Here is a 24,385-nt window from a genome sequence, read left to right on the forward strand (position 1 = left end):
GATCGAATGACATTACGGCAGGATATTCACAGTTCCGGCATTCCCGTTCTTTGCCTGCCTTGCGAGGCACGGCGCCGCGGTGTCTGTGGCGCGCTCGAGCCAGACGATTTGGCTCAGCTCGCCAAAACGTCGTCGCGGCACAATATCGAGCCGGGGGTCGAACTGATCGGCGACGCCGAGGCGGTGGACTGTTATTCAAACGTGCTTTCAGGCGTGGTGAAGCTCACGAAGAGCCTTTCGGACGGCCGCCAGCAGATCGTCGGTCTCCAGTTCGCGCCGGATTTTCTGGGACGGCCCTTCAAGATGAAAAGTGCGATCAATGCGGAAGCGGCAACAGCTGTCTCGCTGTGCTCGTTTCCGAGAGCGGCCATCGAACGGATGATGAAGCAGTCACCCGAATTTGTGCATCGCCTGCTCAAGCAGGCGCTGAACGAACTTGACGAGGCCCGCGAATGGATGGTGACTCTGGGGCGCAAGACCGCACCAGAGAAGGTGGCGAGCTTTCTCCTCATGATTGCCCGGAACATCGACTCCAATGTTGACCCGGCGGCTAGGTCGGCATGCTTCGAGCTGCCGATGACGCGTGCCGACATATCTGATTTCCTTGGCATCACAAACGAGACCGTGAGCCGTCAGCTGACCAGCCTGAGAATGGACGGCGTGATTCGGATCGAGAACAACCGCCGCGTCACCGTGGACAGCATGAGCCGGCTGGAACGGCGCTGCGGCGGCCGAGGCGCAATAGCCGTTTGAATGACACGGAGCTGCATGGCCCACGCCACTTACTTCATTCGGGGCAGGGCATGCTCGCGTTGGGCTCAGAAGACATCGCGTAGCGACAGCCCGTTCTAATTCCGATCGTATACGCCAGTTGCGTTTCGGCTCGTCGGCGAAGCATCCACACTTGGCCGAAGTCAATATGCCTCATACGCAGGCGAAAATCGCCGTCTCCCCAAACTATAAATGTCGCGAAGGCAGCGCAACGCTGGCGCTGGCTGTTCCAAGGCATTGAAACGATCGACGTTCGGTAAGGCATCGGCCTGCTTACCAGCGTCACAGAAGGTGCGCTCACACGCCCGCGGTCGCCTCCTACCCGGGCCCCGACTGGGGACGCCGGGCCTGTCCATAAACCGGCGGCCGGTGCTGCACTTCCACATTCGACACAGTCTGATCGCACCGAACTCGATGCTGCTCGAAGCAAAATGGTGCGGCTCTGACATGGATCAGGGCGAGCAGGCGACGGCTGCGCAATAAGGCACCGCGGTTTGGCATCCGCCGGAATTGGAAATCGGGGCTTGCGATGAAATTCGGCAAAGAAATCGTGCTTCTAAGCCTGTTCGCATTCGCGGCTTTGGTGGCCGCTGGCGCTGGGGTGGATGAACCCTTTCGCCAGCATATGTGGGTCTTGTTCTTCGCCTTGGCTGGCTTCACTGCGATCCTGTTGCGCAACACTGAGTTCAAGCCTGCCGCGCCGATCGACCCGTCCGCTTACATGGACGGGCCAATCCGCTATGGCGCCATCGCCACCATGTTCTGGGGTGTCATCGGCATGCTTGTCGGCGTGGTCATCGCGCTGCAGCTTGCCTATCCCGATCTCAACATCCAGCCCTGGTTCAACTTTGGCCGTTTGCGGCCACTGCATACGTCGGGAGTCGTCTTCGCCTTCGGCGGCAACGCGCTGCTTTGCACGTCTCTCTATGTCGTGCAACGCACCTGCCGCGCCCGGCTGTTCGGCGGCGATCTCGGCTGGTTCGTGTTCTGGGGCTACCAGCTCTTCATCGTCATGGCAGCGACTGGCTACCTGCTCGGCATCACCGAGAGCCGCGAATACGCCGAGCCCGAATGGTATGTGGACATCTGGCTGACCATTGTCTGGGTCGCCTATCTCATCCTGTTCCTCGGCACGATCCTGAAGCGCAAGGAACCCCACATCTACGTCGCCAACTGGTTCTACCTGTCCTTCATCGTCACCATCGCGATGCTGCATGTGGTCAACAACCTCTCCATGCCCGCCTCCTTCCTGGGCTCGAAGAGCTATTCGGCTTTCTCCGGGGTCCAGGACGCTCTGACGCAATGGTGGTATGGCCACAACGCCGTGGGCTTCTTTCTGACCGCCGGCTTTCTCGGCATGATGTATTATTTCGTACCCAAGCAGGCGAACCGGCCGGTCTATTCCTACCGGCTGTCGATCGTCCATTTCTGGGCAATCATCTTTCTCTACATCTGGGCTGGACCCCATCATTTGCACTACACCGCCTTGCCCGATTGGGCGCAGACGCTCGGCATGGTGTTCTCGATCATGCTGTGGATGCCGTCATGGGGCGGCATGATCAATGGCCTGATGACGCTGTCGGGCGCCTGGGACAAGCTCCGCACCGATCCGATCATCCGCATGATGGTGATGGCCATCGCCTTCTACGGCATGTCCACCTTCGAGGGCCCGATGATGTCGATCAAGACGGTCAACTCGCTGTCGCACTATACCGACTGGACCATCGGACACGTCCATTCGGGCGCACTCGGCTGGGTCGGCATGATCTCGTTCGGCGCGCTTTATTACATGGTGCCGAAGCTGTGGAACCGTGAACGGCTCTACTCGCTGCGCCTCGTTACCTGGCACTTCTGGCTGGCGACGCTTGGCATCGTTGTCTACGCGTCGGTCATGTGGGTGTCCGGCATCATGCAGGGCCTGATGTGGCGCGAATACGACGAGCAGGGCTTCCTGGTCTACTCCTTCGCCGAAACCGTGGCCGCCATGCACCCCTACTACATCATGCGCGCCATCGGCGGAGCCATGTACCTTTCCGGCGCCCTGATCATGGCGTGGAACATCGCCATGACCATCCTTGGCTACCGGCGCGAGGAGGATCCGATGCCCGGCTCCGTTCCCGCCCTCCAGCTTGCGCGATGATGAGACAGAAAATGAGGTTGATGAACAGACACGCGGTCATCGAGAAGAACGCTACACTTCTTCTCCTCGGGTCGCTGCTGGTCGTGACAATCGGCGGCATCGTCGAGATCGCGCCGCTCTTCTATCTCGACAACACGATCGAGAAGGTCGAAGGCATGCGGCCCTACTCGCCGCTCGAACTCGTCGGGCGCAACATCTATGTGCGTGAGGGATGCTATCTATGCCATAGCCAGATGATCCGCCCGTTCCGTGACGAGGTCGAGCGCTATGGGCATTACAGCCTGGCGGCCGAGTCGATGTATGATCATCCCTTCCAGTGGGGATCGAAGCGCACCGGACCGGACCTCGCTCGGGTTGGCGATCGCTACTCAAATCTTTGGCATGTCGAGCACCTCACGGACCCTCGTTCCGTGGTGCCGGAATCCATCATGCCGAGCTATGGCTTTCTGAAGGATACGCCGATCGCGGTGAAGGATTTCTCGACGCATCTGGTTGCCAACAGGCGCGTCGGCGTTCCCTACTCCGACGACATGGTCGCTAACGCCAATGCCGATATGATGGCGCAGGCTGATCCCAATGCCGACACGTCCGGCCTCGAGGCCCGCTACCCCAAGGCCAGGATCGGCGATTTCGACGGTGATCCGCAGCAAGTCACCGAAATGGACGCCCTGGTTTCCTATCTCCAGATGCTCGGCACGCTTGTCGATTTCAAGAACTACGATGAGACCGCCGGCTACCGCTGAGGACAATGGCGATGACGTACAATTTCATGCGGGAGTTTGCTGACAGCTGGGGCCTGCTTGCCATCGCTCTTTTCTTCATCGGATCCGTTGCCTTTGCACTTCGCCCCGGCAGCCGCAGGCAAGCCGGCGAAGCAGCTCAAATTCCTCTGAAGGAGGACTGATCATGAGCAGCGATCACATTGACGAGGTTTCCGGCATCTCGACGACCGGTCATGAGTGGGACGGCATTCGCGAGCTCAACAACCCGCTCCCGCGCTGGTGGGTCATCACCTTCTACATGACCATAGTCTGGGCGATCGGTTACACAATTGCCTACCCGGCATGGCCGCTGTTGCACTCCGCGACAAAGGGCGTATTTGGCTATTCCAGCCGCAACGAAGTCAAGAACGAGTTGTCCGCGGCCGAAGCGGCAAAGGGCAAATATGTCGCCGCAATAGAGTCGAAAAGTGTTTCGGAGATTGCTGCGGATGACACGCTGCGCGAATTCGCCGTCGCTGCCGGCGCCGCCGCGTTCAAGGTCAATTGCGTGCAGTGCCACGGTTCCGGCGCCCAGGGGTCCAAGGGCTTTCCGAACCTAAATGACGACGACTGGCTGTGGGGCGGCGAGGTGGACCAGATCCAGCAGACGATCGCTCATGGCATCCGCTTCGCCTCCGACCCGGCTACGCGCCTGTCGGAAATGCCGGCCTTTGGCGACATCATCACCGCCGATCAGATCAAACAGGTCAGCACCTACGTTGCCAGCCTGTCCGGCACTGTCGGCGATCAATCGTTGGTCGCGCCCGGCGCCAAGGTCTTCGCCGAAAATTGCGTGGCCTGTCACGGCGACAATGCAAAAGGCAACAAGGAACTCGGCGCTCCAGATCTGACCGACGCCATCTGGCTCTACGGGTCAGGCGAAGCGGCCATCGCCGCCCAGGTCACCGCGCCGAAACAGGGCGTGATGCCGGCCTGGGGCGCGCGCCTCGGCGAGACCAAGGTCAAGGAACTGGCGGTCTACATCCATTCGCTTGGCGGCGGAGAATAGGAGCAGAAGCCTATTCTCGTCCTCCCCCTCCCGCCAAGCGACGAGGCCCGGCGCAAGCCGGGCCTCGGCATCATCCAGAACCGATGAGTCGGTTTCCGGCGAAATCGTCGCTGGTGACTGGAGCTTCTCGTGCTTGATAACACGCAAATAGAAAGGATCGAACCCACGCCGGTCAACTCCGCCAAGGTGCGTCAGCCAATGTACGCTGCGCGCAAGAAGATCTTCCCGAAGCGGGCCTCGGGCAGCTTTCGCCAGTTCAAATGGCTGGTGATGGCGGTCACGCTCGGCATCTACTATCTGACGCCGTGGCTGCGCTGGGATCGGGGCTCGTTTAGCCCGGACCAGGCCGTGCTGCTCGATGTCGCCAACCGGCGTTTCTATTTCTTCTTCATCGAGATATGGCCGCAGGAATTCTACTATGTCGCCGGCCTTCTGGTCATGGCCGGCGTCGGTCTTTTCCTGATCACGTCGACTGTCGGCCGTGCCTGGTGTGGCTACACATGCCCGCAGACCGTATGGGTCGACCTGTTCCTGGTCGTCGAGCGCGCGATAGAGGGCGACCGCAACGCTCGTATCAAGCTTGATGCCGGTCTCTGGACCCCCCGCAAACTCGTGCTGCGGGTATCGAAACACGCCATCTGGCTGGCCATAGGCGCGCTGACGGGCGGCGCCTGGATCTTCTATTTCGCTGACGCGCCGACGCTGCTCGGCGAACTCTTCACCGGCACGGCAGCGCCTGTCGCCTACATCACCGTCGCGGTTCTGGCGGCTACCACCTACACGTTCGGCGGTCTGATGCGCGAACAGGTCTGCACCTATATGTGCCCGTGGCCCCGCATCCAGGCGGCCATGCTCGATGAAAATTCCCTCACTGTCACCTACAATGAATGGCGCGGCGAACCGCGTTCGCGCCACGCCAAGAAGGTGCTGGCCGCAGGCCAGCTCGTGGGCGACTGCGTCGACTGCAATGCCTGTGTCGCGGTCTGCCCGATGGGGATCGACATTCGCGATGGCCAGCAGCTCGAATGCATCACCTGCGCGCTCTGCATCGACGCCTGTGACGGCGTCATGGACAAGCTCGGCAAGGAGCGTGGGCTGATCGCCTATGCGACGCTCTCCGACTACAACGCCAACATGATGCTGGCGACTGCAGGCGGGTCCAGCTCAGTCAATCCGGCGCTGGTCAGGACGGATGACGGCCTGTTTTCGGACAGAGTGGCGCATTTCCACATCCGCAAGATCTTTCGGCCACGCACCTATGTCTACATGGCCATGTGGTCGCTGATCGGCCTGGGCCTCCTCTACTCGCTGCTGACGCGCGACCGGCTCGAAATCAATGTCCTGCACGACCGCAATCCACAATTCGTGACGCTCTCCGACGGCTCGATCCGCAACGGCTACACCGTCAAGCTGCTCAACATGATCCCCGAGCCGAGGACGATCGTCGTAACCATGCAGGACCTTGAAGGCGCTGACATGGTCGTCGTCGGCGACGACATCCCCGCAGGCCGTTCCTTCGCCATTCCGGTCGAACCCGACCGCCTGAAAATGCTGAGGGTCTTCGTTCGCCAGCCGGCGGACCAGATCCGCGCTCCGGCACAGACCTTCAAGTTCCGCGTCGAGGACAAGGCGAGCTTCGAGTCGAACGAGTACACCGCCACCTTCAACGCGCCGGAGACTGCCAGATGAGCGCCAGAACACAAAAAACCCGCGAATTCACCGGCAGGCACATGTTGGCCATCATCCTGGCCTTTTTCGGTGTGGTCATCGCGGTCAATCTGACCATGGCGACGCTTGCCAACACGAGCTGGACCGGCCTGGTCGTCGAAAACACCTATGTGGCGAGCCAGCAGTTCAACAGGAAGGCCGAGGAAGGGCGGGCGCAGGCAGCCCTCGGCTGGACCGGCAAGCTGACCATCGCATCGGGTGAAGTCCGCTACGGCCTCATCGACGCCGCCGGCAAACCGGTTCCCTTGCATGGCGTGAAGGCGCTGTTTCGCCATCCCGCTTACGAAAAAGAGGATGAATCCATCAAGCTCGTCCTCGCCTCGGGTCAGGAATTCGCCGCCCAGCATATGCCGAAGGACGGTGTCTGGATCGTCGAAATCGACGCCGATGCCGGTCTGGCAAGACCATATCGCGACGTGCGCAGGATCATGATTTCCCATGGAGCGCTGAAGTGAGCTGCTGCGCGCCGGGCGCCGAAATGGCGCTTGATCTGGTCAACGCCGGATCGGTCCTGCCGTCCAGCCAGGAGATCAGGCTGGCGAGCCGATCGCTTGGCGATGATCTCCGCCAGACCGATCTTTCGGTCCCCACGGTTCATTGCGCGGCCTGCATCCAGGCGATCGAGACAGCACTGGGAAAGCTCGATCAAGTGGAGAGCGCTCGTGTCAACCTGTCGACGAAGCGGGTCGCGGTCCGCTGGCGTGGAAACCAGGTACCACCATTCGTCGCCGCGCTGGGACGGCTGGGCTACGAGGCGCATCTGTTCGACCCCGAGGTCGACAACAAGGACAAGACGCTTTCGGAGCTGATCCGCGCCGTTGCTGTCGCCGGCTTTGCGGCGGGCAACATCATGCTGCTTTCGGTCTCTGTCTGGTCCGGTGCTGAAGGCGCTACCCGCGACCTGTTCCACTGGGTCTCGGCGCTTATCGCCATCCCGCCACTGGCCTTCGCCGGCGGCATCTTCTTCCGCTCGGCCTGGAATGCGCTGCGTCACGGCCGCATGAACATGGATGTGCCGATCGCGGTCGGGGTGTCCCTAGCCTACGCCATGAGCCTCTATGAGACGATCAACCATGGCGACCACGCCTATTTCGATGCATCGGTGTCGCTGCTGTTCTTCCTGTTGATCGGCCGCACGTTGGATCACGTCATGCGCGAACGTGCCCGGACCGCCGTGAAAGGCCTGTCCCAGTTGGCCGCACGTGGCGCCATGGTGCTGCGCGGCGATGGTGCACGCGACTATCTGCCGGTTGGCGAGATCGAACTTGGCATGCTGCTGTTGATCGCTGCCGGCGAGAGAATCCCCGTCGACGGCAAGATCATTCAAGGGGCCTCGGATCTGGACTGCTCGTTGGTTTCCGGCGAGAGCACGCCTCGAAACGTAGCGGCAGGCGAAGCCGTGCAGGCCGGTGTCCTCAACCTAACCGGCCCGCTGACGATCGAGGCGACCGCCGCCGCGAAAGATTCGTTTCTGGCGGAAATGGTTCGGCTGATGGAGTCCGCAGAGGGCGGCCGCGCGCATTATCGCCGGATCGCCGATCGTGTTTCAGCGCTCTATGCCCCGGTGGTTCATCTCACAGCCTTCGCGACGTTCCTTGGCTGGATGGCGGCGACCGGTGACTGGCACCGGGCCATAACCATCGCCATTGCCGTTCTCATCATCACATGCCCATGCGCGCTCGGCCTCGCCGTACCGATCGTCCAGGTGGTCGCGGCGCGGCGCCTGTTCGAGAACGGCATCATGGTCAAGGACGGTTCGGCCATGGAGCGCCTGGCGACGATTGATAGAGCGGTGTTCGACAAGACCGGAACGCTCACCCTCGGCCAGCCCCGGCTGGTCAATGCGGACTCGATTGATCCGGCCATGCTGGCAATCGCGGGAGACATGGCTGCGCATTCGCGTCACCCGTTTTCAAAGGCCATAGCCGGTTTTGCCCGCCTTGGCGGGCAGCACAAATTCGATGCCGTCACCGAGCACCCGGGTTTCGGGATCGAGGCCACAGCCGCCGGTAGCACCTGGCGGCTGGGCCGGCGCGGATGGGCTGGATGGAAGGCCCGGACCGGCGGCGAAGGCAAACATGGCTATGGCGGAACGGTGCTGACAAAAGACGGGTTCATTGTCGCGACCTTCGATTTTGAGGACGCGCTGCGCGCCGACGCCAGGGCGGCCATCGATCAACTGCACAACGCTGGTATATGCGTGGAGATGCTGTCGGGCGACACCGCGAAAGCCTGCGCCGAGGTTGCGGACGGGCTTGGTGTCGATGATTTCGTTCCCTGCCTGCTGCCGTCCGGCAAGGTTGAACGCATCGAGACGCTGGCGAGGGACGGGCACAAGGTTCTGATGGTTGGCGACGGGCTCAACGATACGCCGGCGCTGAGCGCTGCGCATGTCTCGATCGCACCCGCCACCGCCGCCGACATTGGCCGCAATGCAGCCGACTTCGTTTTCCTGCGCGAAAGCCTCTTGGCGGTCCCGCTGGCTGTTGACGTATCGCGCAAGGCGGGAAGCCTGATCCGACAGAACATAACAATTGCGATCGTTTATAATGCTGTTGCCGTGCCGATCGCCATTCTGGGCCATGTTACGCCTCTTATCGCCGCGGTCGCGATGTCAGCCTCGTCATTGCTCGTGGTTGGAAATGCCATGCGTCTGCAAGGCTTCGCAACGGGTGCGTCGTCCGCGATTGCGCGGCAAGACAGGCCCGCGCGGGCCGGCGCCTTGGCTCAATCGTCATGACGACGCTCGTCTACCTCATCCCCGTAGCGCTATTCCTTGGCGCACTCGGCCTGTCCGGCTTCCTTTGGGCGTTGAGAAGCGGCCAGTACGAGGATCTCGATGGCGCGGCGGAGCGCATTCTCATCGACAGCGACGACGGCGCGGAGAATGCCACTCGTTCCAAGTGACTCAGATCAAAGCGCCGCGGGTCGGGATGTCCTATCGTCGTCCGACGAAAGATCAGGAGGGTGAGGATGCAAGCCGAATCCTTAATGACAAAGCCAGTCATCACGACGCATGCGACGCGACGATCGCCGAAGCGGTCATGCTTTCAAGCAAAGTCAGCTGCCTGCCAGTAACGACCAGCGACGGCACCTTGGTTGGCATGTAAGCAAAAGCGACTTCTTGCGCCGAGAGGAACTCGGAACCCAGCGTGTGCGTCCGCGCTGGCTGGAGCTTGATCTTGGCCCGGGCACAACCGCCAATGACTATGTGTGCGCTCGAATGGACGGATCATCCATCAGGTGATGACCACACACGTCATCTCGGCGCCTCCTGTCGACCTGATGATGCAACATCGCACAACAATGTCCCGATTGTCGATTCGGGAAAGGGTCGTCGGCATCATCACGCGAACTGATTTGCTGCTTGTCCTGATCCGCCATGCCGAAACAGGGAACCACGCCACCCGATGACGAACGGATCCGCAAGGCTATCCTTGCCGAGCTGCAGCCACAAACCTGGAGCGGTGGTGACTTGATCGATGTGAGGGTCAGCGACGGCCTTGTCGAACTGAAGGGGGCGATTGTCGACGAGCGTCAGCGGAAGGCAGCGATCGTTGCGGCTGAGAAGGTTGCCGGCGTCGGGCAAGTCAAGGACCGCCTCCTCCTCAGTACGGATCCGTTCTCGGTGATGGTTTCATAGCTGCGAAAAAAGCGGGGACGCCAAGCAGAGTCCCTTTGGTTCTGCTCCCTTCCCACATCACTTGGACATGAGGCCGTCGGCGAGTTCCTTCGGCGTCTAGCGCGTTAGGAGAGCACGCTGTCGGCAGCAAGACGCCCGTCCAGACGGAAATGCGGTGGCCGCTGCCTGTTTTGGTGGGGCTTGGACCGGGGCTTCCTGTGGATCTTGAAGAGCGGCCAATACGAAGATCTCGACGGCTCCGCCGAGCGGGTCCTTATCGATCGGGAAGAGCCGCGAGGCTGAACCGGTTGGCGGCGCCAACGACTGTGCGGATGCTGGTCGTCAGTCGACCGAATCTTTGCTGGCGATTGCCCGCGTCATGACGATATCGGCGCGGTGCGAAGAACGGATCAGCCACAATACGTTGCCGAACCTTTGGCCAGGAGGGGCACGCGATTGGGAAGCCGACCATTCAGAATGCCCAGACATGGAGACGTTTTCACGGCAATCGACCACTCGACCGTGAACCCGCCGCTGACGGGTTTGTCGAGCCTGGTTGATCCAGATCAGCGTTATCTCTTCATCGGCATGGTTTCATTGACCAGGCTTCCAACGGAGAACGCATGTCTATCGAGTTGGGGAGATGAGCGGCAAACCGTGGGTGATTGCGATGCTTCAAGAGCGCTTCGTGTCGAAGATAGCCGCTATGGCGGCACGCTGATGGCCGGCTATGTCGACAAATTCGACATCATTGTCGTCGGAGCTGGTCCGGTCGGACTTGCCTTCGCAGCATCGCTCGCCTGGAGCCGACTCAAGGTGGCAGTGGTTGAACGGCAGTCGCTCGACAGCCTGGCGAATCCGGCTTTCGACGGTCGCGAGATCGCGCTGACCCACGCATCAGTGAGAATCCTTCGCGAGCTCGGCGCCTGGGATGCCATCCCCGCATCGGACAAATCACCGCTTCATGGCGCGCGCGTGCTCAACGGATCCAGCCCTTTCGCCCTGAGCTTCGATGCTCCCAGCGGATCTGGGGAACCACTCGGATTTCTGGTCCCAAATTGTCGGATCCGCGATGCCCTGTTCAAAATTGTCCACTTCCAGGATCATGCCCGGCTGCTGTGCGGCAACTCGGTCGTCAATGCAACAAATAGCGAAGACGAGGCGGTCATAACGCTTTCTGATGGCAGGCAATTGGCCGCTCGGCTGCTCGTAGCAGCGGATTCGCGTTTGTCCCCGATGCGCGACCTGCTCGGCATTGGCGCCAACATCCATCCGCTTGGCCACTCCATGCTGATTTGCCGAGTGAGGCACGAGCGCGTCCATCACCAGATCGCGGTCGAATGGTTCGACCACCATCAGACCATAGCGATGTTGCCGCTCATGGAAGGCGTGTCGTCGCTGCTTCTGACTTTGCGCTCAAGCGAGGCCGACAGACTGTCTGCTCTCGACGACGAATTGTTCCGCATGGAATTGATGAACCGGTGTCGAGGACGCCTCGGACAGATGACCCTGGCAAGCACCCGCCATGCCTATCCGCTGGTCACGACCTGGGCGCACAAGTTCTCGGCTCCGAGTGCGGCACTGATCGGAGACGCTGCCATTGGCATGCACCCGGTGACCGCGCATGGCTTCAACATCGGCCTCAGCGGCCAGAAGCAACTCGCTCATAAAATACTGACAGCATGTCGCGCCCGCCGCGACATTGCCGATCCCGACATGCTCGGCAGATACGAAAGCCGGCTGCGGCTGTCGGCGGGGCCGCTCTATCATGCCACCAACATGCTTGTCGGTCTCTACTCAAGCGAGCACTCGGCGGCACGGCTTGCAAGACATGCTGGGCTCCGCTTTGCCCAACATCTTCCCTTTGTCCGCCATGGCATTTCGGCCATGCTCAGGCGGTGAATCGCACAGAGCGCTGCCGCTCTGGAACGCTGTCTCGGCGAGGCTTCCTTGTCTTGCTGGCGCGCGTCGTCGCGGGGCAAGGCTGTCTCCTGGTGACGTTGCCGATCATGGCATGATTCGGATCAAGGCACGCGCGCGGGCGAAGCCTTGATGATTCGGCAATGCAAGCCAAAGGTGTGACCCGAAGCATGGTGAGCGCACTGGTTACCCTCGCTGGGTAGTTAACCCGTCCTTCAGTGGGCTTGCATAGATTTGGTCCTCGCGAACAACGACGCAAGCAAGCTGGTCCATTCATGGCACCCCTAAAGGAAGAAGAATCGCTGGAGGCCAAAATCCGTCAGGATCAGCTTGCTGACCTGAGGGCCGGGCTCTTCGTGTCGATGCCGATAAGCGCGATCCTGTCAGGCCTGATTTGCGCGGTGCAGGCCCTTTCTGGCGGCGGCTTTGCCGCTGCCAGCTGGTTCCTGGTCGTCAATGCGCTAAATGCCGTCCGGCTTGCACTCGCCCGTTTTCAGCTAAAGGAAACGGGGCGCCATCAGGATTTGCTTGGCGTTTTGCCGCGCCTTCGCATGTTTGGCGTCCTTGCCCTTCTGGCAGGGTTTGCCTGGTCCTTCCCGGCCGTGCTGACTGTTGGATACACAACACCACAAGCACCGATGCATCTGGTCATACTGGCGGGCATTTCAGCTGGTGCGGTTACATATGGCAGTTCGTATGCCGCGGCGGCGACCAGCTTCATCACACCTCCACTCCTCATCACGGTGGCGTGCCTTTTGGCGAAAGGCAATTTTGAACGCTACATTCTGGCTTTCACCGTTCTGCTCTTCATGGGCGGCTTGGTCCGAGCTTCGTTTGTTGGGCAGGCGCGCTTCCGCGAAGCAAGCCGCCTGAGACATGAGGCAGAGCGATTTGCGTCGGAAATGGAGCGCAACTCCAGGGAGGACCATCTGACCGCCCTTCTCAACAGGCGGGGCCTTGAACACGCCATTGGTCGGTTCAAGACCGCGGATGGCCCCTTCGTGGCAATGCTGATTGATCTGGACGGCTTCAAATCTGTCAACGACACCTACGGTCACAGGACCGGTGATGAACTGCTTGTCATGATCGCCCGCCGCATAGAGCAGGAAGCACCCGAAGGCTCAACGCTCGCTCGTATCGGCGGCGATGAATTCGTGCTGGTTTTTCCCTCAACGAGAGCTTCGCTTTCTGCCAGTGATCTCGCCTCCAATATCATAGCCAAAATTGCTCGCCCCTATATCGAGGTCGCGTCCGTTCGGGTCGGGGCATCGATAGGGATATACTTGGCGCAGACGCCGAGCCTGACTGAAATGTTGTTGCGGGCGGATATCGCCCTGTATACGGCCAAGCGCCATGGCAGGAACGAATTTTGCCTTTTCGATGCCGAACTCGACAGGGAACTGCAACGTCGCCAGTCGATCGAACGGGATCTTCATTCGGCGATAAAGACGGGAAGATTGCAACCTTGGTTCCAGCCGATCGTGAAACTCGAAACCGAGACCGTGGTCGGTTTTGAAGCCTTGCTGAGATGGTCCCATCCGACGCATGGTGCCATCTCTCCACCCGAAATCATCACGGCCGCACGCGAAACCGGAATGCTTCAGCTGCTGACGCAAACCGTATTCGCCGACTGTTGTGCTTTTATCGACGGCTTGGTGAAGGCTGACTGTCGTGACATTCGTGTGGCGATGAATGTTTCCCCTCGCGAACTGGAAGCCGGCGATATCGACGACATGGTTCTGGAGGGTCTGGCGGCAAGAGGCCTGCCTGCGACGATGTTCGAAATCGAGATTACCGAAGAATCGCCGGTGGACCCGGACAGAGTGGATGAAAAGCTCGGACGGCTTTCACATGCCGGTATTTCCATCGCGCTCGATGACTTCGGCACCGGCTTTTCTACCTTGGCATCTCTCAAGGACCGTCGTATACGCAAGGTGAAAATAGACCAGGGCTTCATTCGCGGCTTGGCCAAGTCCCGAGAGGACCGACTGCTTGTCAAATCGGTCATCGAACTCGGTGACATGCTCGGGATCGAGGTCATGGCCGAGGGCGTCGAAACAGAGGCGGATCGGCAAACCCTGCACAAGCTTGGCTGCCGAACCGCTCAGGGCTTCCTCTTCTCCAAGGCTGTGCCTTTGATGCAAGCACTGGAAATGGCAGTCAAACAGCACGCGAACCAGTTGTGACCGCTCCCGCCGCGCCGGCTGTCGCGGCCGTGCGCTGCCGAATTTGGCTACAGAGACTTGCCTGCTCGAAACACGTGGCAGTGGGCGTTGTGCATCAGCCGGCGAACAGTTCCTTGTAGCCGGTCGTCACCATCCAGTTCGCACGGTCGATATGGCTGCGAAGAGCTTTGCGGGCGCGGACCGGGTCAATGGACGGGTCGATGCCGAGAATGCGCTCGACCATCTCCTTTTCGCTGGCATTGTCGGCGCAGGCATCCAGGATCCGCAGGTAGATCGTGAAATGCTCCCTGTCGTAGCTCGTGAGGTTCTCCGACCAGGGGACTTCATCGCTCAAAGTTGAGCTTCGAGTCTCATCTGTTCCCATTGATCCATTCATGCCTGCGAACCTCGCCTGTGAGCGCACGCAGTATATCCCAAAATGGGATAATCCGAAACCGGGATTAGTCGCTGATCCGGTCTTTACCCGACCGGTTCGCCTCCATGCCCAAATCCCTTCGATCGCCCCGCCACCAGCGGTTTCTGGCCCAGCTGGTTTCGCTGCGCAAGGCCAAAGGCCTGACCCAGGAGCAGCTGGCTGACAAGCTTGGTCGTCCCCAATCCTTCGTGGCCAAGTACGAGGGCGCAGAGCGGCGTCTCGACGTCATCGAGTTTCTCGACATAACTGCGGCCATTGACGCTGATCCGTGCGAGATTCTGTCCAGCCTCCGGTCCTAGCGGGCGCGCCGCATCTATCATGATCCGGACAGGAATATTGTCTAGGACAATGCCTCAATTTGTTGAAAGGCGAGCGCTGGTTTTCGGAGGAAGCCGCGCGCACGGCGCCGATGCCGTCGGGTTTCTCGACGTAACTGCGCCGCCTGACCATGTGCGAAAAAACTTGTCGCGCGCCCGCGCGCCTGACGACGCGCACCAGGTGCTCGTGAACCGAGCCCGCTTTTCTTCGGCAAGCTCAGGCGGTCTCGGCCATTCGGCTTCGCCCCTTGGCGTGGGCAGCCCTTCGGGCTGTGACGGCCGCCGCCCTTGCGGGCGGCGCGGTTTGTCTGTTGGCCTTTCCCGGCGGCGCGGGGCGGGCGGCACTCCCTTCTAGACCCGCCGCGGCAGCCCGCAACCCTTCGCGTGCCGCTCAGGGTCCTCCTCTTCGTTCCGGTCCTTCGGATGCGGTCCGCCTACTGGGCGGGCCCTTCCGGTCGCGACTCGCCGCCCACCCCGCTTCCGGGGAAAGGCGCGGCGATTGGTGAGCGGAGGATAACACATGCGTGCAAACAGCAAGCGTACCACCAGCGGAGAGGCTGGCGCAGGCAAGGGCAGGCGCCCGGGCGCCAGCCTCTATCAGGAGATCACCGACCGCATCATTGCCGAGCTGGAGCGCGGTACCGTGCCATGGGTCAAGCCATGGGGCAGCGCAAAAGCAGGCCTCGGCCTGCCGAGGAATGCGTCCACGGGGCGCAGCTATTCCGGCATCAATATCCTCATCCTGTGGGGCGCCGTCATCGAGCGCAGCTATCCCAGCCAGAATTGGCTGACCTTCCGGCAGGCGCTTGCCCTGGGTGGCAATGTCAGGAAAGGCGAGCGCGGCACGACCATCGTGCATGCCGACCGCTTTGTCCCCAAGGACGAGAAGGAGCGCGCACGCCACGAGGGCGATGCACCACAGGCCGTGCCTTTTCTGAAGCGCTTTACCGTCTTCAATGTCGCGCAGTGCGACAATCTTCCGGAACACCTCCATGCCCCCGCCGAGCCGCTGCCTCAGTGCGAGATCGTGCCGCAGGCCGAAACGCTGATTCGCGCCAGTGGTGCGGATTTCAGGGTCGGCGGCGATCGCGCTTTCTACATGCCGGGCAGCGACCACATTCAGGTGCCGCCGCAGCCGGCGTTCCATCAGCAGATCGACTATTACCGGACCTGCTTTCACGAGCTTGGCCACTGGACCGGCCACCCGACGCGGCTTGCTCGCGACCTCTCCGGCTCGTTCGGCTCCAAGGCTTACGCGCGTGAAGAATTGGTCGCCGAAATCACTGCCGCCTTCGTCTGCAGCAATCTCGGCATCGAGCCGACCGTGCGTCACGCCGATTACATCGGCTCATGGCTGAAGGTGCTGCGCGGGGACAACCGCGCCATTTTCCGTGCCGCCAGCCTCGCCTCGAAGGCCGCCGATTTCCTGCTTGGCCTTCAGGCCGATGCGGAAGGCGAGGCGCAAGAAGGGACTGCGGCATGACGATGCCCGATGCTCAACTGGCCACGACCGAGCCGACGCCGGATAGCGAGGAGATGCCCATTCCCGACGGCGCCCGGGACTCACCCGCCCCGATGCAGAACTATGCCGATCTGCATCGCCAAGGTGCGCCCCGAGCCGCAGCGCGCAGCCAACGAGACGGTGACTGCCATCCTTGCCGGCTGCAAGGCTGACGCCGCATTCGGCAAATGCGGCACAAGCTGTTGGCCTGCCCGGTGGTGGCCAGCGGCAATCGCGACCCCTTGCTGCCGCCGGCATGTTCGCGCGCAAGGTGGGCGCTCGGCGACGACAATTCGTGCGCGTCGTGGGCATATGGTGGCAACCGGACGATGCCTTTCGATCGCTTGCGCGACGAGGAAATCGCCGATTCGATGCTCACCGAGATCGGCGGCAAGAACATCGAGAAGCCGCCTCAGCTTGAGGCCTGGCTGCCGCGCTGGGTGAAATTCCCGGCCGAAAGCTACACCAGCCGCGAGGCCTTCCTATTCGCCGATCTGTGCGCAAGGAAGCAGTCGCTGTTCGTGCGCGAATAGTCGATCACGGCCCGAGCGGCGTTTTCTCGAGTACTGCCGCTAAGGACGCGCGCGCCGCTCCGGGCCGCGCCGGCTCCGATTGATCGTCTTGCCGAGCCAGTGCCGCGTGCGATAAATTCCAACGCCAATTCGCCCCCATTTCGGCAGCCCGCACCGGCCCGCATTGCTTGCTGAGGCGCCAGGCGCATGGCGCCAATTGCCAATCCGATTGCCGAGAGAGCCCGCGCCGCCGGCCCCCTGCATAGTGCCGCCTGCTCGTTGTGCCCCCGATCGCGCAACCTGTCTCCATTGTGTCTCAGGGACCATTCCCCTGCGCCTGGCTTGACGACCTATGGGCGGATCCGGCCCGCCCGAAACCCTCGCCGGCAGCTTTTTTCCCCGCCGCCTGCGGCGGCTTCCTCGCGCCGCTTCGCTTCAAAAAAACTCCCCGCTCGGGTCCTCCGCTATCGCTGCGGCCGTGCCGGTTCCGGCGATCCGGACGCGCCCATCACGGTCCGCCATCGCAGGGGAATGGTCCCCTGCGAGCACCAAGAGGAGACTGAAAATGACCGCAATCGGATACGTCACCAAACAGGAAAACGGCGGCTACAAGGGCCAGCTCAAGACGCTCAGCGTCCGCGCCGACATCGACATCGTGCCCAATCAGGCAAAGAGCGCCGACACCCATCCCGACTTCCGGGTGCTGACGCAAGGGGTCGAAGTGGGTGCGGCCTGGATCCGCACCGGCGAGACCTCCGGCAAGGACTATGTGAGCCTGTCGATTGCGGCCCCCGAGTTTGGCCCGCGCAAGCTCTACGCCAATCTGGGCCGCGCCGCCGGCCAGGATGACGACGACACTTACGCCATCATCTGGAACCCGGTCGACTGACCGGCCGACCCGCAAAGCCCTGCGCCGCCCACCGGCGCAGGGCCTCTCTCAGGACCCGTGAGGCCGCCGAAGGGGCGGCGAAAACTCGCCCCCCACTCTTCGCCCGTCCCCAAAACGATCTCGCTCGCCGATCCTCGGTTCGCTTGCCCGTAACGAACCGAGGATCATCATGGACGACGAAAACGAACGCGCAGCCCGCGCCAAGAAGGGCAGTCCGTTTCTCAACACCGCGCAGGCGGCCTTCTATATCGGGCTGTCCCAGCGCACGCTGGAGAAGATGCGCCTCAAAGGCGGTGGCCCACAATTCCGCAAGCACGGCCGCTATGTCCGCTATCACATCGACGAACTCGACGACTGGTCGAAAGGGCACGCGCAGGAGACCGCGCCCGAGGATGGCGCGCACGAATCCGGCTCGGCCGGTGAGGGAGGCCGCTCATGAGCCGGCGTCCCACCATCCGTCTGATCGGCAGCCATCTGCGGCGCATTCGAGCCCGCAAGACGATCGTCGTTGCCACAATCGGCCTTGGCCTGATCGGCTTCGCCGCCTTCGGCAAACCATCGCCCTGGCTGGTCTGGAACGCCTCGGCGAGTGCGCCGGTCGGCCTCTATCGCGTCGCATCCGGATCGCCCGCTCGTGGTGATCTCGTACTCGTCCACCCGCCAAGACCGGTCGCCGATCTCGCCGCCGAACGCTTCTATCTGCCCAGCAACGTGCCGCTGATCAAGCGCCTTGCGGCGCTGCCCGGCGAGCATGTCTGCACCTTCGGCGACGCCATCATCATCGGCGGCGAGATAGCCGCGCGCCGGCTTGCAACCGACACGCAGCACCGTCCGCTGCCTTGGTGGAATGCATGCCGAAAACTCGCCGCCGACGAGGTTTTCCTGCTCGGCAGCGATAAAGATCGCTCGTTCGACAGCCGCTATTTCGGGCCGGTGCCGGCCGAAAACATCATCGGGAGGCTCGTGCCGCTATGGACCGAGTGACCCTCCTTATGCTGAGCATGGCGTGTCTCGCACCATGCTCCTGTTCCGCCGCGACCAACACGAAGCCGGTCGTCATCTCCCATAGTCCGCAGCTTGCAAGATGGCAGCCCTTCGTAGCCGAAGCAAGCCGGCGTTTCAGCATTCCACAGACCTGGATTTATGCCGTCATGGATGCCGAAAGCCGGGGGCAGACGACGCTCAATGGGCGGCCGGTCACGTCGAGCGCCGGCGCCATTGGCCTCATGCAGGTGATGCCAGGCACCTACGAGGAGTTGCGCGCAGAGCTTGGCCTGGGAGCCGTCCCGCACGACCCTCGCGACAACATTCTGGCAGGCACTGCCTATCTGCGCGCCATGTATGACCGCTTCGGATTTCCAGGCCTGTTTGCAGCCTATAACGCCGGGCCGGAGCGCTACGAGCAGCATTTGCAGCGCGGGCGACCGCTGCCTAGCGAGACGGTTTCGTATCTGGAAGAGATCAAGGCGGCGGGCATTTCGGCCGGCGATATGGACGCGCTCACCGGCAAATCCCGTTCCAAAATCGCGCCGGAAATCCCGTCCGGGCAGTCGCTGTTTTTTCTCCGAAACGGTGTTTCCGTGACCGGCCCGAATGGCCAACTCCTGGTGCCGCTCGGATCGGAGCGAGCAAGGTCAGGCCGGCCGGATCGCAGGTGAGGGAGCGGCTACCGTGGTTCGGGCGGGGGCCAGGGGCAGGTCCGCGGAAGGCAAGATAAAGGCAGCGCCTCCTGGAGGCGGCCAAGTCTTTGTCTGCACATCCTTTTCCCAGGAGGTTGCCTGCGGGTCCAGGAGGGTCTGGCGCGCAAGCCTCTGAAATTGCTGCTCGTTCATCGGAGGCCGCATGCAGGATGACGAATTCACGCCGAAGCTCGGCAAAATTGGCTGGCGCGGCTCGAAGGCGGGCAAACGCTACGCTGGCCAGGTGCAGGCCGCGGTCAACCGAGCAGGCGGCAGGAGCGGACGCGGCAGCCGCTTCATCGGAAGCCGGGTGGGGCGCGGCGGGGCTGCTGCCGCAGTTCTTACACCGCGCGACCGCCACGCGGCGTTTCGGCAGCGGCGCGCAGTCGTCAAGGCACGCATCGTCAAGCTGGCCGGCAAGGGAGTCGACGGGGCTCGTGCGCACCTCCGCTACCTCCAGCGCGACGGCGTCACCCGGGAAGGCGAGCGTGGCGAGCTCTACGCTGCCAACAATGACCACGCGGACGGCAGGGCCTTTCTCGATCGCTCGAACGGTGACCGTCATCAGTTCCGCTTCATCGTCGCCCCTGAAGACGGAATCGAGTATGATGACCTGAAGCCGCTCACCCGGCGCCTCATGGCGCAAATGGAAGAAGACCTCGGCACCAGGCTAGACTGGGTGGCCGTCGACCATTTCAACACCGGCCATCCTCACACCCACATCATCGTGCGCGGCAGGGATGATCACGGCGAGAACCTCGTCATAGCGCGGGACTACATCTCCTCTGGCTTGCGCGAGCGCGCAGCCGAACTGGTTAGCCTCGACCTTGGCCCGCGCACCGACCGCGAGATCGAGCAGCGCTTGCGCCACGAGATGGAGCAGGAACGCTTCACCAGCATCGACCGGCAGCTGATTCGCATGCGCGACGATGAGGGGTGTGTCTCACCGGCCAGCCGAGACACCTTTCGCCAGACGCTGCACCAGGGCCGCCTGCGCAAGCTCGAGCGGATGGGCCTCGCCGAGGAGATGCCTGCGGGTCGCTGGCGCCTGGAGGATGAGCTCGAAGCCACGCTACGCCGCATCGGCGCGCGCGGCGACATCGTCAAGACCATCCATCGCGAGCTGACCGGCAAGGGGCTCGTCCGCAGTGCCGCCGACCATCTTATCCACGATCGATGCGACGGGTCGGCTCAAACCGTGGTCGGACGTGTCGTCGGGCGCGGGCTGGCCGACGAAATCACTGACCGCCATTACCTCGTCGTCGACGGCGTGGACGGCAAAAGCCACTATTTTGATATCGGCAAAGGCGAGGCCACCCAACCGACACCAGAGGGCTGCATAGTGCGGGTCAAGCCGAGGGACACCGGGCCAAGAAAAGTCGACCGCACAATTGCCGGCATCGCCACGGTCAACGACGGGCGCTACAGCATCGATATCCATCTCAAGCATGACCCCTCGGCCACCGAACGCTTTGCCGAAACGCACGTGCGGCGACTGGAGGCGATCCGCCGTGCGACCGGTGGCGTCGAGCGCGAGCCGGACGGCACATGGACAGTCGCGCCCGACCATCTCAACCGCGTCGCGGATTACGAGCGTCAGCGAGCGAGGGCCCAGCCTGTTGTCGTCGACAAGCTCTCATCAATGCCGCTGGAGAGCCAAGTAGGCTTCGACGGCGCCACCTGGATCGACCAGGAGCTGGTATCAGCCCACCCTGAGTCCTTGCGCGACTCTGGCTTCGGTCGCGAAGTACGTCAGGTCCAGGCCCGCCGACAGCAGTGGCTGATCGCGCAAGGTCTTGCCCATGATGCGCAGGATCGGGTCATCTATCGCGCCAACATGCTTTCAATGCTGCGCCAACGAGAGCTGAACCGTGTTGCCAGTCAGCTCTCGGACGAACTCGGGCTCTCGTATTCTGAAGCGCAGCATGGCAATCGAATAGACGGAACGCTGCGCTGCTGCGTCGAGCTCGCCGGCGGAAAATACGGTGTCATCGAGAAATCGCGCGAGTTCACGCTGGTGCCTTGGCGGCCGGTGCTTGAGCATCATATCGGCAAGGAGGTGTCTGGCGTGGTGCGCGCCGAGGGGATTTCCTGGACGATCGGACGCCAGAGGAGCGGGCCCGGCGTTTCGTGAACTGGCTATAATTTATTTGTCCGCGTTGAAACACATACTCAGCCCAGACGGAGTTCCTCCGCCTGCTGCTTGCTCGCAGCATTCATTTGGCGGAGAGTCAGTGTTCTGCATTTTGTAGTTCGCTCTGTCAAAAAGCGCTGGGAATATGCATCATGTTCTGCGTTGACACGGAAGGCGCGCCGACAGGTGCTGCGGATCGGCTCCCGATGGGCTGCCAGCTAGAAAGGTGGGCTGACTCGTGACAGCGCAAGGGGCTCTGGCGGCCGCGGTACGGCGACGCGAGTTCTGGCATCGAGGATGAAGCCGCACTTCCCGATCTTATTCTACTCGCAGGACCGGCAGACGCGGCGGTCGCCCGTGCGAGCATGCTGTTGGCCCTGGCGTGAACTGGCAGTCCGTCCCGGGGGGACTTTGTAAGGGAGAAAACTAGGCGGAAAAGGCGCGCGGCCCGTCTCCCCAGCAACCCGCCTTGCGGATCCTCCTCTGCCCGCTTCGCGGACGGGGATACCCTCCGCCCCCTTGCTATTCGTTGCCCGCCGCTATGCAAAGGACAGGCGACCTGAATCCGTGCTCAAGCCGATCTGGCGGCAGAGAGGGGAGTGTCGGGCTGAACATGGGACCCGTGATGGACATAATTGCCACGCGAATCCTCACGCTCGCCTAACCGGCCGGAACGATTTGCAATCCGGGCAGGCTCAACAAATTAAGGAGTAGCTCGTTCCGTGTCCAAGCCCAGACAAGTCTTGGTTTTCTCACGGGCGCGATACAAAAGGCACAGGCTGGACTTGGCTGCCGGGGGCGGGGCTTGTCGACCGCTCGATTGAAAGTGAGATGCGAGGCGGAGAATCACCCATGTGCAGAGCGGCAAGGCGCTCGCCTATGTCCCTGTCATTCACCGTTAGCCGATGGTTTAGACGAAGATAGTCCGTCCATGTCGGCGTGCGGAATGTCTCGGTCCAAAGCGTCGACTTCTGAAGGTCGCGCTGGAGGGTCCAGTCCCGCGCACCGGCGCGGCTCTGAACGCGCCGCCTTTCGCGCATGCAGCTCAGAAATTCATCGATACTCTCCTCGAGTATCGAGTACTCCACCTTGATCACGATCGGACCGCTCCTGGGCTTCAAAGGGAGGGCCAGTTCTGGTGGCCTGAAGTCGACGGCCGCTTGATCCGATTCCTCCCATAGCCGCACCGGCAATAGCTTTCCCACAGCCGCGACCAGCAACAGTGCCGCTGCAGCACCTTCCAAAGCCCACGTCAGCGAATAGTACTGCGCGACAGCACCCCAGATCCAGCTACCCGCTGCCATGCCGCCGTAGGTCAGGGCGTAATAAATGGACAGGGTGCGACCAACGACCCACCTTGGGCTTGCCAACTGCACACACACGTCGGTTCCGGTCCAGGTGACAACCCAGCCAGCGCCACCGATTGCAAGCGCGATCGCCGCCACAGCCACCGACGATGTGAGGGCCATCAAAAGGCAGCACGTTGCGCAAGCAACGGATGCGAGCGTGATCAATCGGTTCTGGGACGTGATGCGTCTCAAGTAGCTGCTGCCAATGCCGGCGATGAAGGCGCCTGTGCCGAAGCCGGCCAATAGCACGCCGTACACAATTGGCCCTCCCGCCAGTTGGTCGCGAACCAGGAGGGGGAGCAAAGCAAGGATCGAGATGCTTGACAGCCCGAACAGGGTTGCACGCACGATCGCCACTCTGATCTCTGAGGATATTGCCGTGAATCGCATGCCATCATGAATGGCCGTAGTCATCCGCTCGCGCGGAAGAGGCGAAGAGCGAACTTGCCACTGTGAGCGCAGAACAGCGCTCAACGGGACCAGGTCACTTAGCGCAGCGAGGGCGAAAGCCGTAAGGGGGCCCAGCAAAGCTAAGATTACACCGCCCAGCGCCGGTCCTATGCTCCGAACCACGTTGTACCCCACCGACATCAGCGTCACTGCAGCGGGTATGTCGCGCTTTTCCAGGATATCGCCGACCGAGGCGTGCCAGGCTGGATCGTTCAAGGCAAAGCCGCATCCGGCCAAGAAACTCAGTCCCAGGATCAGCCATGGACTAGCAAAGCCCAGTCCCACAGAGAGTGCCAGCGCCGTGGATGCCAGTGCGATCAGGCAGTGTCCGGCAAGCATCACGCCACGGCGGCTGAAGCTGTCTGCAATGGCTCCAGCAAGGATCGACAAGAAGAACGCGGGCAGTGTCGATGCAGCCTGTACGAGCGCAACCATCAGATCGGAGGCTGAAATCGTGGCCATGAGCCAGCTTATAGCCACGCTCTGCACCAGCCAGCCAAGGCTGGATATCTGCGTGGCTGTCCAGATAGAACGAAAGACCGGGTTGTGAAGAGGGATCAGTGTGTTTGCCGCAAAGCGCGGAGGATCTTGACGCCGCATCACTTCTCACCTCCACTGGGTGTCGTTCTTCCGCTCATTTGCTTGCAGCGGTGCGCTCTGTGCACTGACTGCGTCACAACGAAGTTCCGAGATCGCGCTCGCAACAAGGACGATGTGGCATCCACGGTGCTGATGCGCGTTGAGGTACCAACCTGGCCGTTAGCTGATGGGTCCCGCAGCCCGCTTGGTGCGGTCAGTTCTGCCCTGCGACTCTTGGCTTTGGACGGTGCTAGCGCCCCGATGGCCGGCTTGTCAAACTGCCGTAGTGCCAGCACATCCATCCCATCTGTTGACCGCGATCTCCGACGAGGTCGAGCAGCAGGAGGTCAACGGCAAATCTGGGTATTTCCGCTTCCGGTCGGGCGCGTGGCCATCGTCCAGAAACCCGAAGACGTTCATCAC

Annotated in this window: 23 protein-coding genes; 21 read left to right on the forward strand and 2 right to left on the reverse strand. The window is 61.9% G+C overall.

Going from position 1 to position 24,385, the window contains the following annotated elements:
• Positions 1-6 precede the first annotated feature (6 nt).
• From NKJ06_RS02800 to NKJ06_RS02860, 13 genes are all read left to right on the forward strand, one after another.
• Positions 7-753 (forward strand): Crp/Fnr family transcriptional regulator, encoded by a 747-nt coding sequence (locus NKJ06_RS02800; protein ID WP_023766606.1) that lies wholly within the window; start codon positions 7-9, stop codon positions 751-753.
• A 547-nt stretch (positions 754-1,300) separates the two neighbouring features.
• Positions 1,301-2,911 (forward strand): cytochrome-c oxidase, cbb3-type subunit I, encoded by a 1,611-nt coding sequence (gene ccoN, locus NKJ06_RS02805; protein WP_352441140.1) that lies wholly within the window; start codon positions 1,301-1,303, stop codon positions 2,909-2,911.
• An 11-nt stretch (positions 2,912-2,922) separates the two neighbouring features.
• On the forward strand, positions 2,923-3,654 hold the full coding sequence (gene ccoO / locus NKJ06_RS02810; RefSeq protein WP_352808985.1) for a cytochrome-c oxidase, cbb3-type subunit II: 732 nt from the start codon (positions 2,923-2,925) through the stop codon (positions 3,652-3,654).
• A gap of 11 nt (positions 3,655-3,665) precedes the next feature.
• Entirely contained in the window at positions 3,666-3,815 is a 150-nt protein-coding gene (locus NKJ06_RS02815; protein ID WP_023735812.1) for a CcoQ/FixQ family Cbb3-type cytochrome c oxidase assembly chaperone, read from the forward strand.
• Positions 3,816-3,817: 2 nt separating this feature from the next.
• Positions 3,818-4,681, forward strand: a complete 864-nt coding sequence (gene ccoP / locus NKJ06_RS02820) for a cytochrome-c oxidase, cbb3-type subunit III (RefSeq protein ID WP_352808988.1) — start codon at positions 3,818-3,820, stop codon at positions 4,679-4,681.
• Positions 4,682-4,810: 129 nt separating this feature from the next.
• The gene (gene ccoG, locus NKJ06_RS02825; protein WP_352808990.1) at positions 4,811-6,370 is read left to right on the forward strand and encodes a cytochrome c oxidase accessory protein CcoG; all 1,560 of its coding nucleotides are present in this window, start codon (positions 4,811-4,813) and stop codon (positions 6,368-6,370) included.
• Positions 6,367-6,864, forward strand: a complete 498-nt coding sequence (locus NKJ06_RS02830) for a FixH family protein (RefSeq protein ID WP_352441137.1) — start codon at positions 6,367-6,369, stop codon at positions 6,862-6,864. Before ccoG ends, NKJ06_RS02830 begins: the two co-directional genes overlap by 4 nt.
• The gene (locus NKJ06_RS02835) at positions 6,861-9,149 is read left to right on the forward strand and encodes a heavy metal translocating P-type ATPase (RefSeq protein ID WP_352808992.1); all 2,289 of its coding nucleotides are present in this window, start codon (positions 6,861-6,863) and stop codon (positions 9,147-9,149) included. Before NKJ06_RS02830 ends, NKJ06_RS02835 begins: the two co-directional genes overlap by 4 nt.
• Positions 9,146-9,316 carry a cbb3-type cytochrome oxidase assembly protein CcoS gene (ccoS, locus tag NKJ06_RS02840; RefSeq protein ID WP_023762793.1) on the forward strand — a complete coding sequence of 57 codons (171 nt, stop codon included), beginning with the start codon at positions 9,146-9,148 and terminating at the stop codon, positions 9,314-9,316. The genes NKJ06_RS02835 and ccoS (NKJ06_RS02840) overlap by 4 nt, the downstream gene beginning before the upstream one ends.
• 475 nt (positions 9,317-9,791) lie before the next feature.
• A complete protein-coding gene (locus NKJ06_RS02845; RefSeq protein ID WP_352808994.1) occupies positions 9,792-10,052 on the forward strand; it encodes a BON domain-containing protein in 261 nt (86 codons plus the stop codon).
• 165 nt (positions 10,053-10,217) lie between these two features.
• Positions 10,218-10,334, forward strand: coding sequence for a cbb3-type cytochrome oxidase assembly protein CcoS (gene ccoS, locus NKJ06_RS02850; protein WP_084025756.1), 117 nt, complete (start codon positions 10,218-10,220; stop codon positions 10,332-10,334).
• Positions 10,335-10,751: 417 nt separating this feature from the next.
• Positions 10,752-11,933, forward strand: coding sequence for a 5-demethoxyubiquinol-8 5-hydroxylase UbiM (ubiM, locus tag NKJ06_RS02855; RefSeq protein ID WP_352809079.1), 1,182 nt, complete (start codon positions 10,752-10,754; stop codon positions 11,931-11,933).
• Between the two features lie 293 nt (positions 11,934-12,226).
• Positions 12,227-14,137 carry a putative bifunctional diguanylate cyclase/phosphodiesterase gene (locus NKJ06_RS02860; RefSeq protein ID WP_352808996.1) on the forward strand — a complete coding sequence of 637 codons (1,911 nt, stop codon included), beginning with the start codon at positions 12,227-12,229 and terminating at the stop codon, positions 14,135-14,137.
• 94 nt (positions 14,138-14,231) lie between these two features.
• Here the strand turns inward: NKJ06_RS02860 and NKJ06_RS02865 are convergent, their stop codons facing one another.
• Positions 14,232-14,513 carry a DNA -binding domain-containing protein gene (locus NKJ06_RS02865; RefSeq protein WP_352808998.1) on the reverse strand — a complete coding sequence of 94 codons (282 nt, stop codon included), beginning with the start codon at positions 14,511-14,513 and terminating at the stop codon, positions 14,232-14,234.
• 104 nt (positions 14,514-14,617) lie between these two features.
• On the opposite strand from NKJ06_RS02865, the gene NKJ06_RS02870 reads away from it, so the two are divergent.
• From NKJ06_RS02870 to rlxS, 8 genes are all read left to right on the forward strand, one after another.
• Entirely contained in the window at positions 14,618-14,851 is a 234-nt protein-coding gene (locus NKJ06_RS02870) for a helix-turn-helix domain-containing protein (protein ID WP_023735803.1), read from the forward strand.
• Between the two features lie 538 nt (positions 14,852-15,389).
• Positions 15,390-16,352: an ArdC family protein gene (locus NKJ06_RS02875; RefSeq protein ID WP_352752674.1), complete on the forward strand. Its 963-nt coding sequence runs from the start codon at positions 15,390-15,392 to the stop codon at positions 16,350-16,352.
• 347 nt (positions 16,353-16,699) lie between these two features.
• The gene (locus tag NKJ06_RS02880; RefSeq protein WP_352567832.1) at positions 16,700-16,903 is read left to right on the forward strand and encodes a hypothetical protein; all 204 of its coding nucleotides are present in this window, start codon (positions 16,700-16,702) and stop codon (positions 16,901-16,903) included.
• A 544-nt stretch (positions 16,904-17,447) separates the two neighbouring features.
• Positions 17,448-17,771 (forward strand): DUF736 domain-containing protein, encoded by a 324-nt coding sequence (locus NKJ06_RS02885; RefSeq protein WP_023762782.1) that lies wholly within the window; start codon positions 17,448-17,450, stop codon positions 17,769-17,771.
• A 169-nt stretch (positions 17,772-17,940) separates the two neighbouring features.
• Positions 17,941-18,210, forward strand: coding sequence for a helix-turn-helix transcriptional regulator (locus NKJ06_RS02890; RefSeq protein ID WP_023735797.1), 270 nt, complete (start codon positions 17,941-17,943; stop codon positions 18,208-18,210).
• Positions 18,207-18,755: a signal peptidase I gene (gene lepB, locus NKJ06_RS02895; protein ID WP_352809002.1), complete on the forward strand. Its 549-nt coding sequence runs from the start codon at positions 18,207-18,209 to the stop codon at positions 18,753-18,755. Before NKJ06_RS02890 ends, lepB begins: the two co-directional genes overlap by 4 nt.
• Positions 18,756-18,772: 17 nt before the next feature.
• Positions 18,773-19,429 (forward strand): lytic transglycosylase domain-containing protein, encoded by a 657-nt coding sequence (locus NKJ06_RS02900; protein ID WP_352789956.1) that lies wholly within the window; start codon positions 18,773-18,775, stop codon positions 19,427-19,429.
• Between the two features lie 184 nt (positions 19,430-19,613).
• Positions 19,614-21,584, forward strand: a complete 1,971-nt coding sequence (rlxS, locus tag NKJ06_RS02905) for a relaxase/mobilization nuclease RlxS (protein WP_352809004.1) — start codon at positions 19,614-19,616, stop codon at positions 21,582-21,584.
• Positions 21,585-22,336: 752 nt separating this feature from the next.
• Here rlxS and NKJ06_RS02910 read toward each other — a convergent pair.
• Positions 22,337-23,983 (reverse strand): MFS transporter, encoded by a 1,647-nt coding sequence (locus NKJ06_RS02910; RefSeq protein ID WP_031203413.1) that lies wholly within the window; start codon positions 23,981-23,983, stop codon positions 22,337-22,339.
• Positions 23,984-24,385: the final 402 nt, after the last annotated feature.

The sequence above is a fragment of the Mesorhizobium sp. M0293 genome, from assembly GCF_040321735.1.
GTDB lineage: Bacteria > Pseudomonadota > Alphaproteobacteria > Rhizobiales > Rhizobiaceae > Mesorhizobium.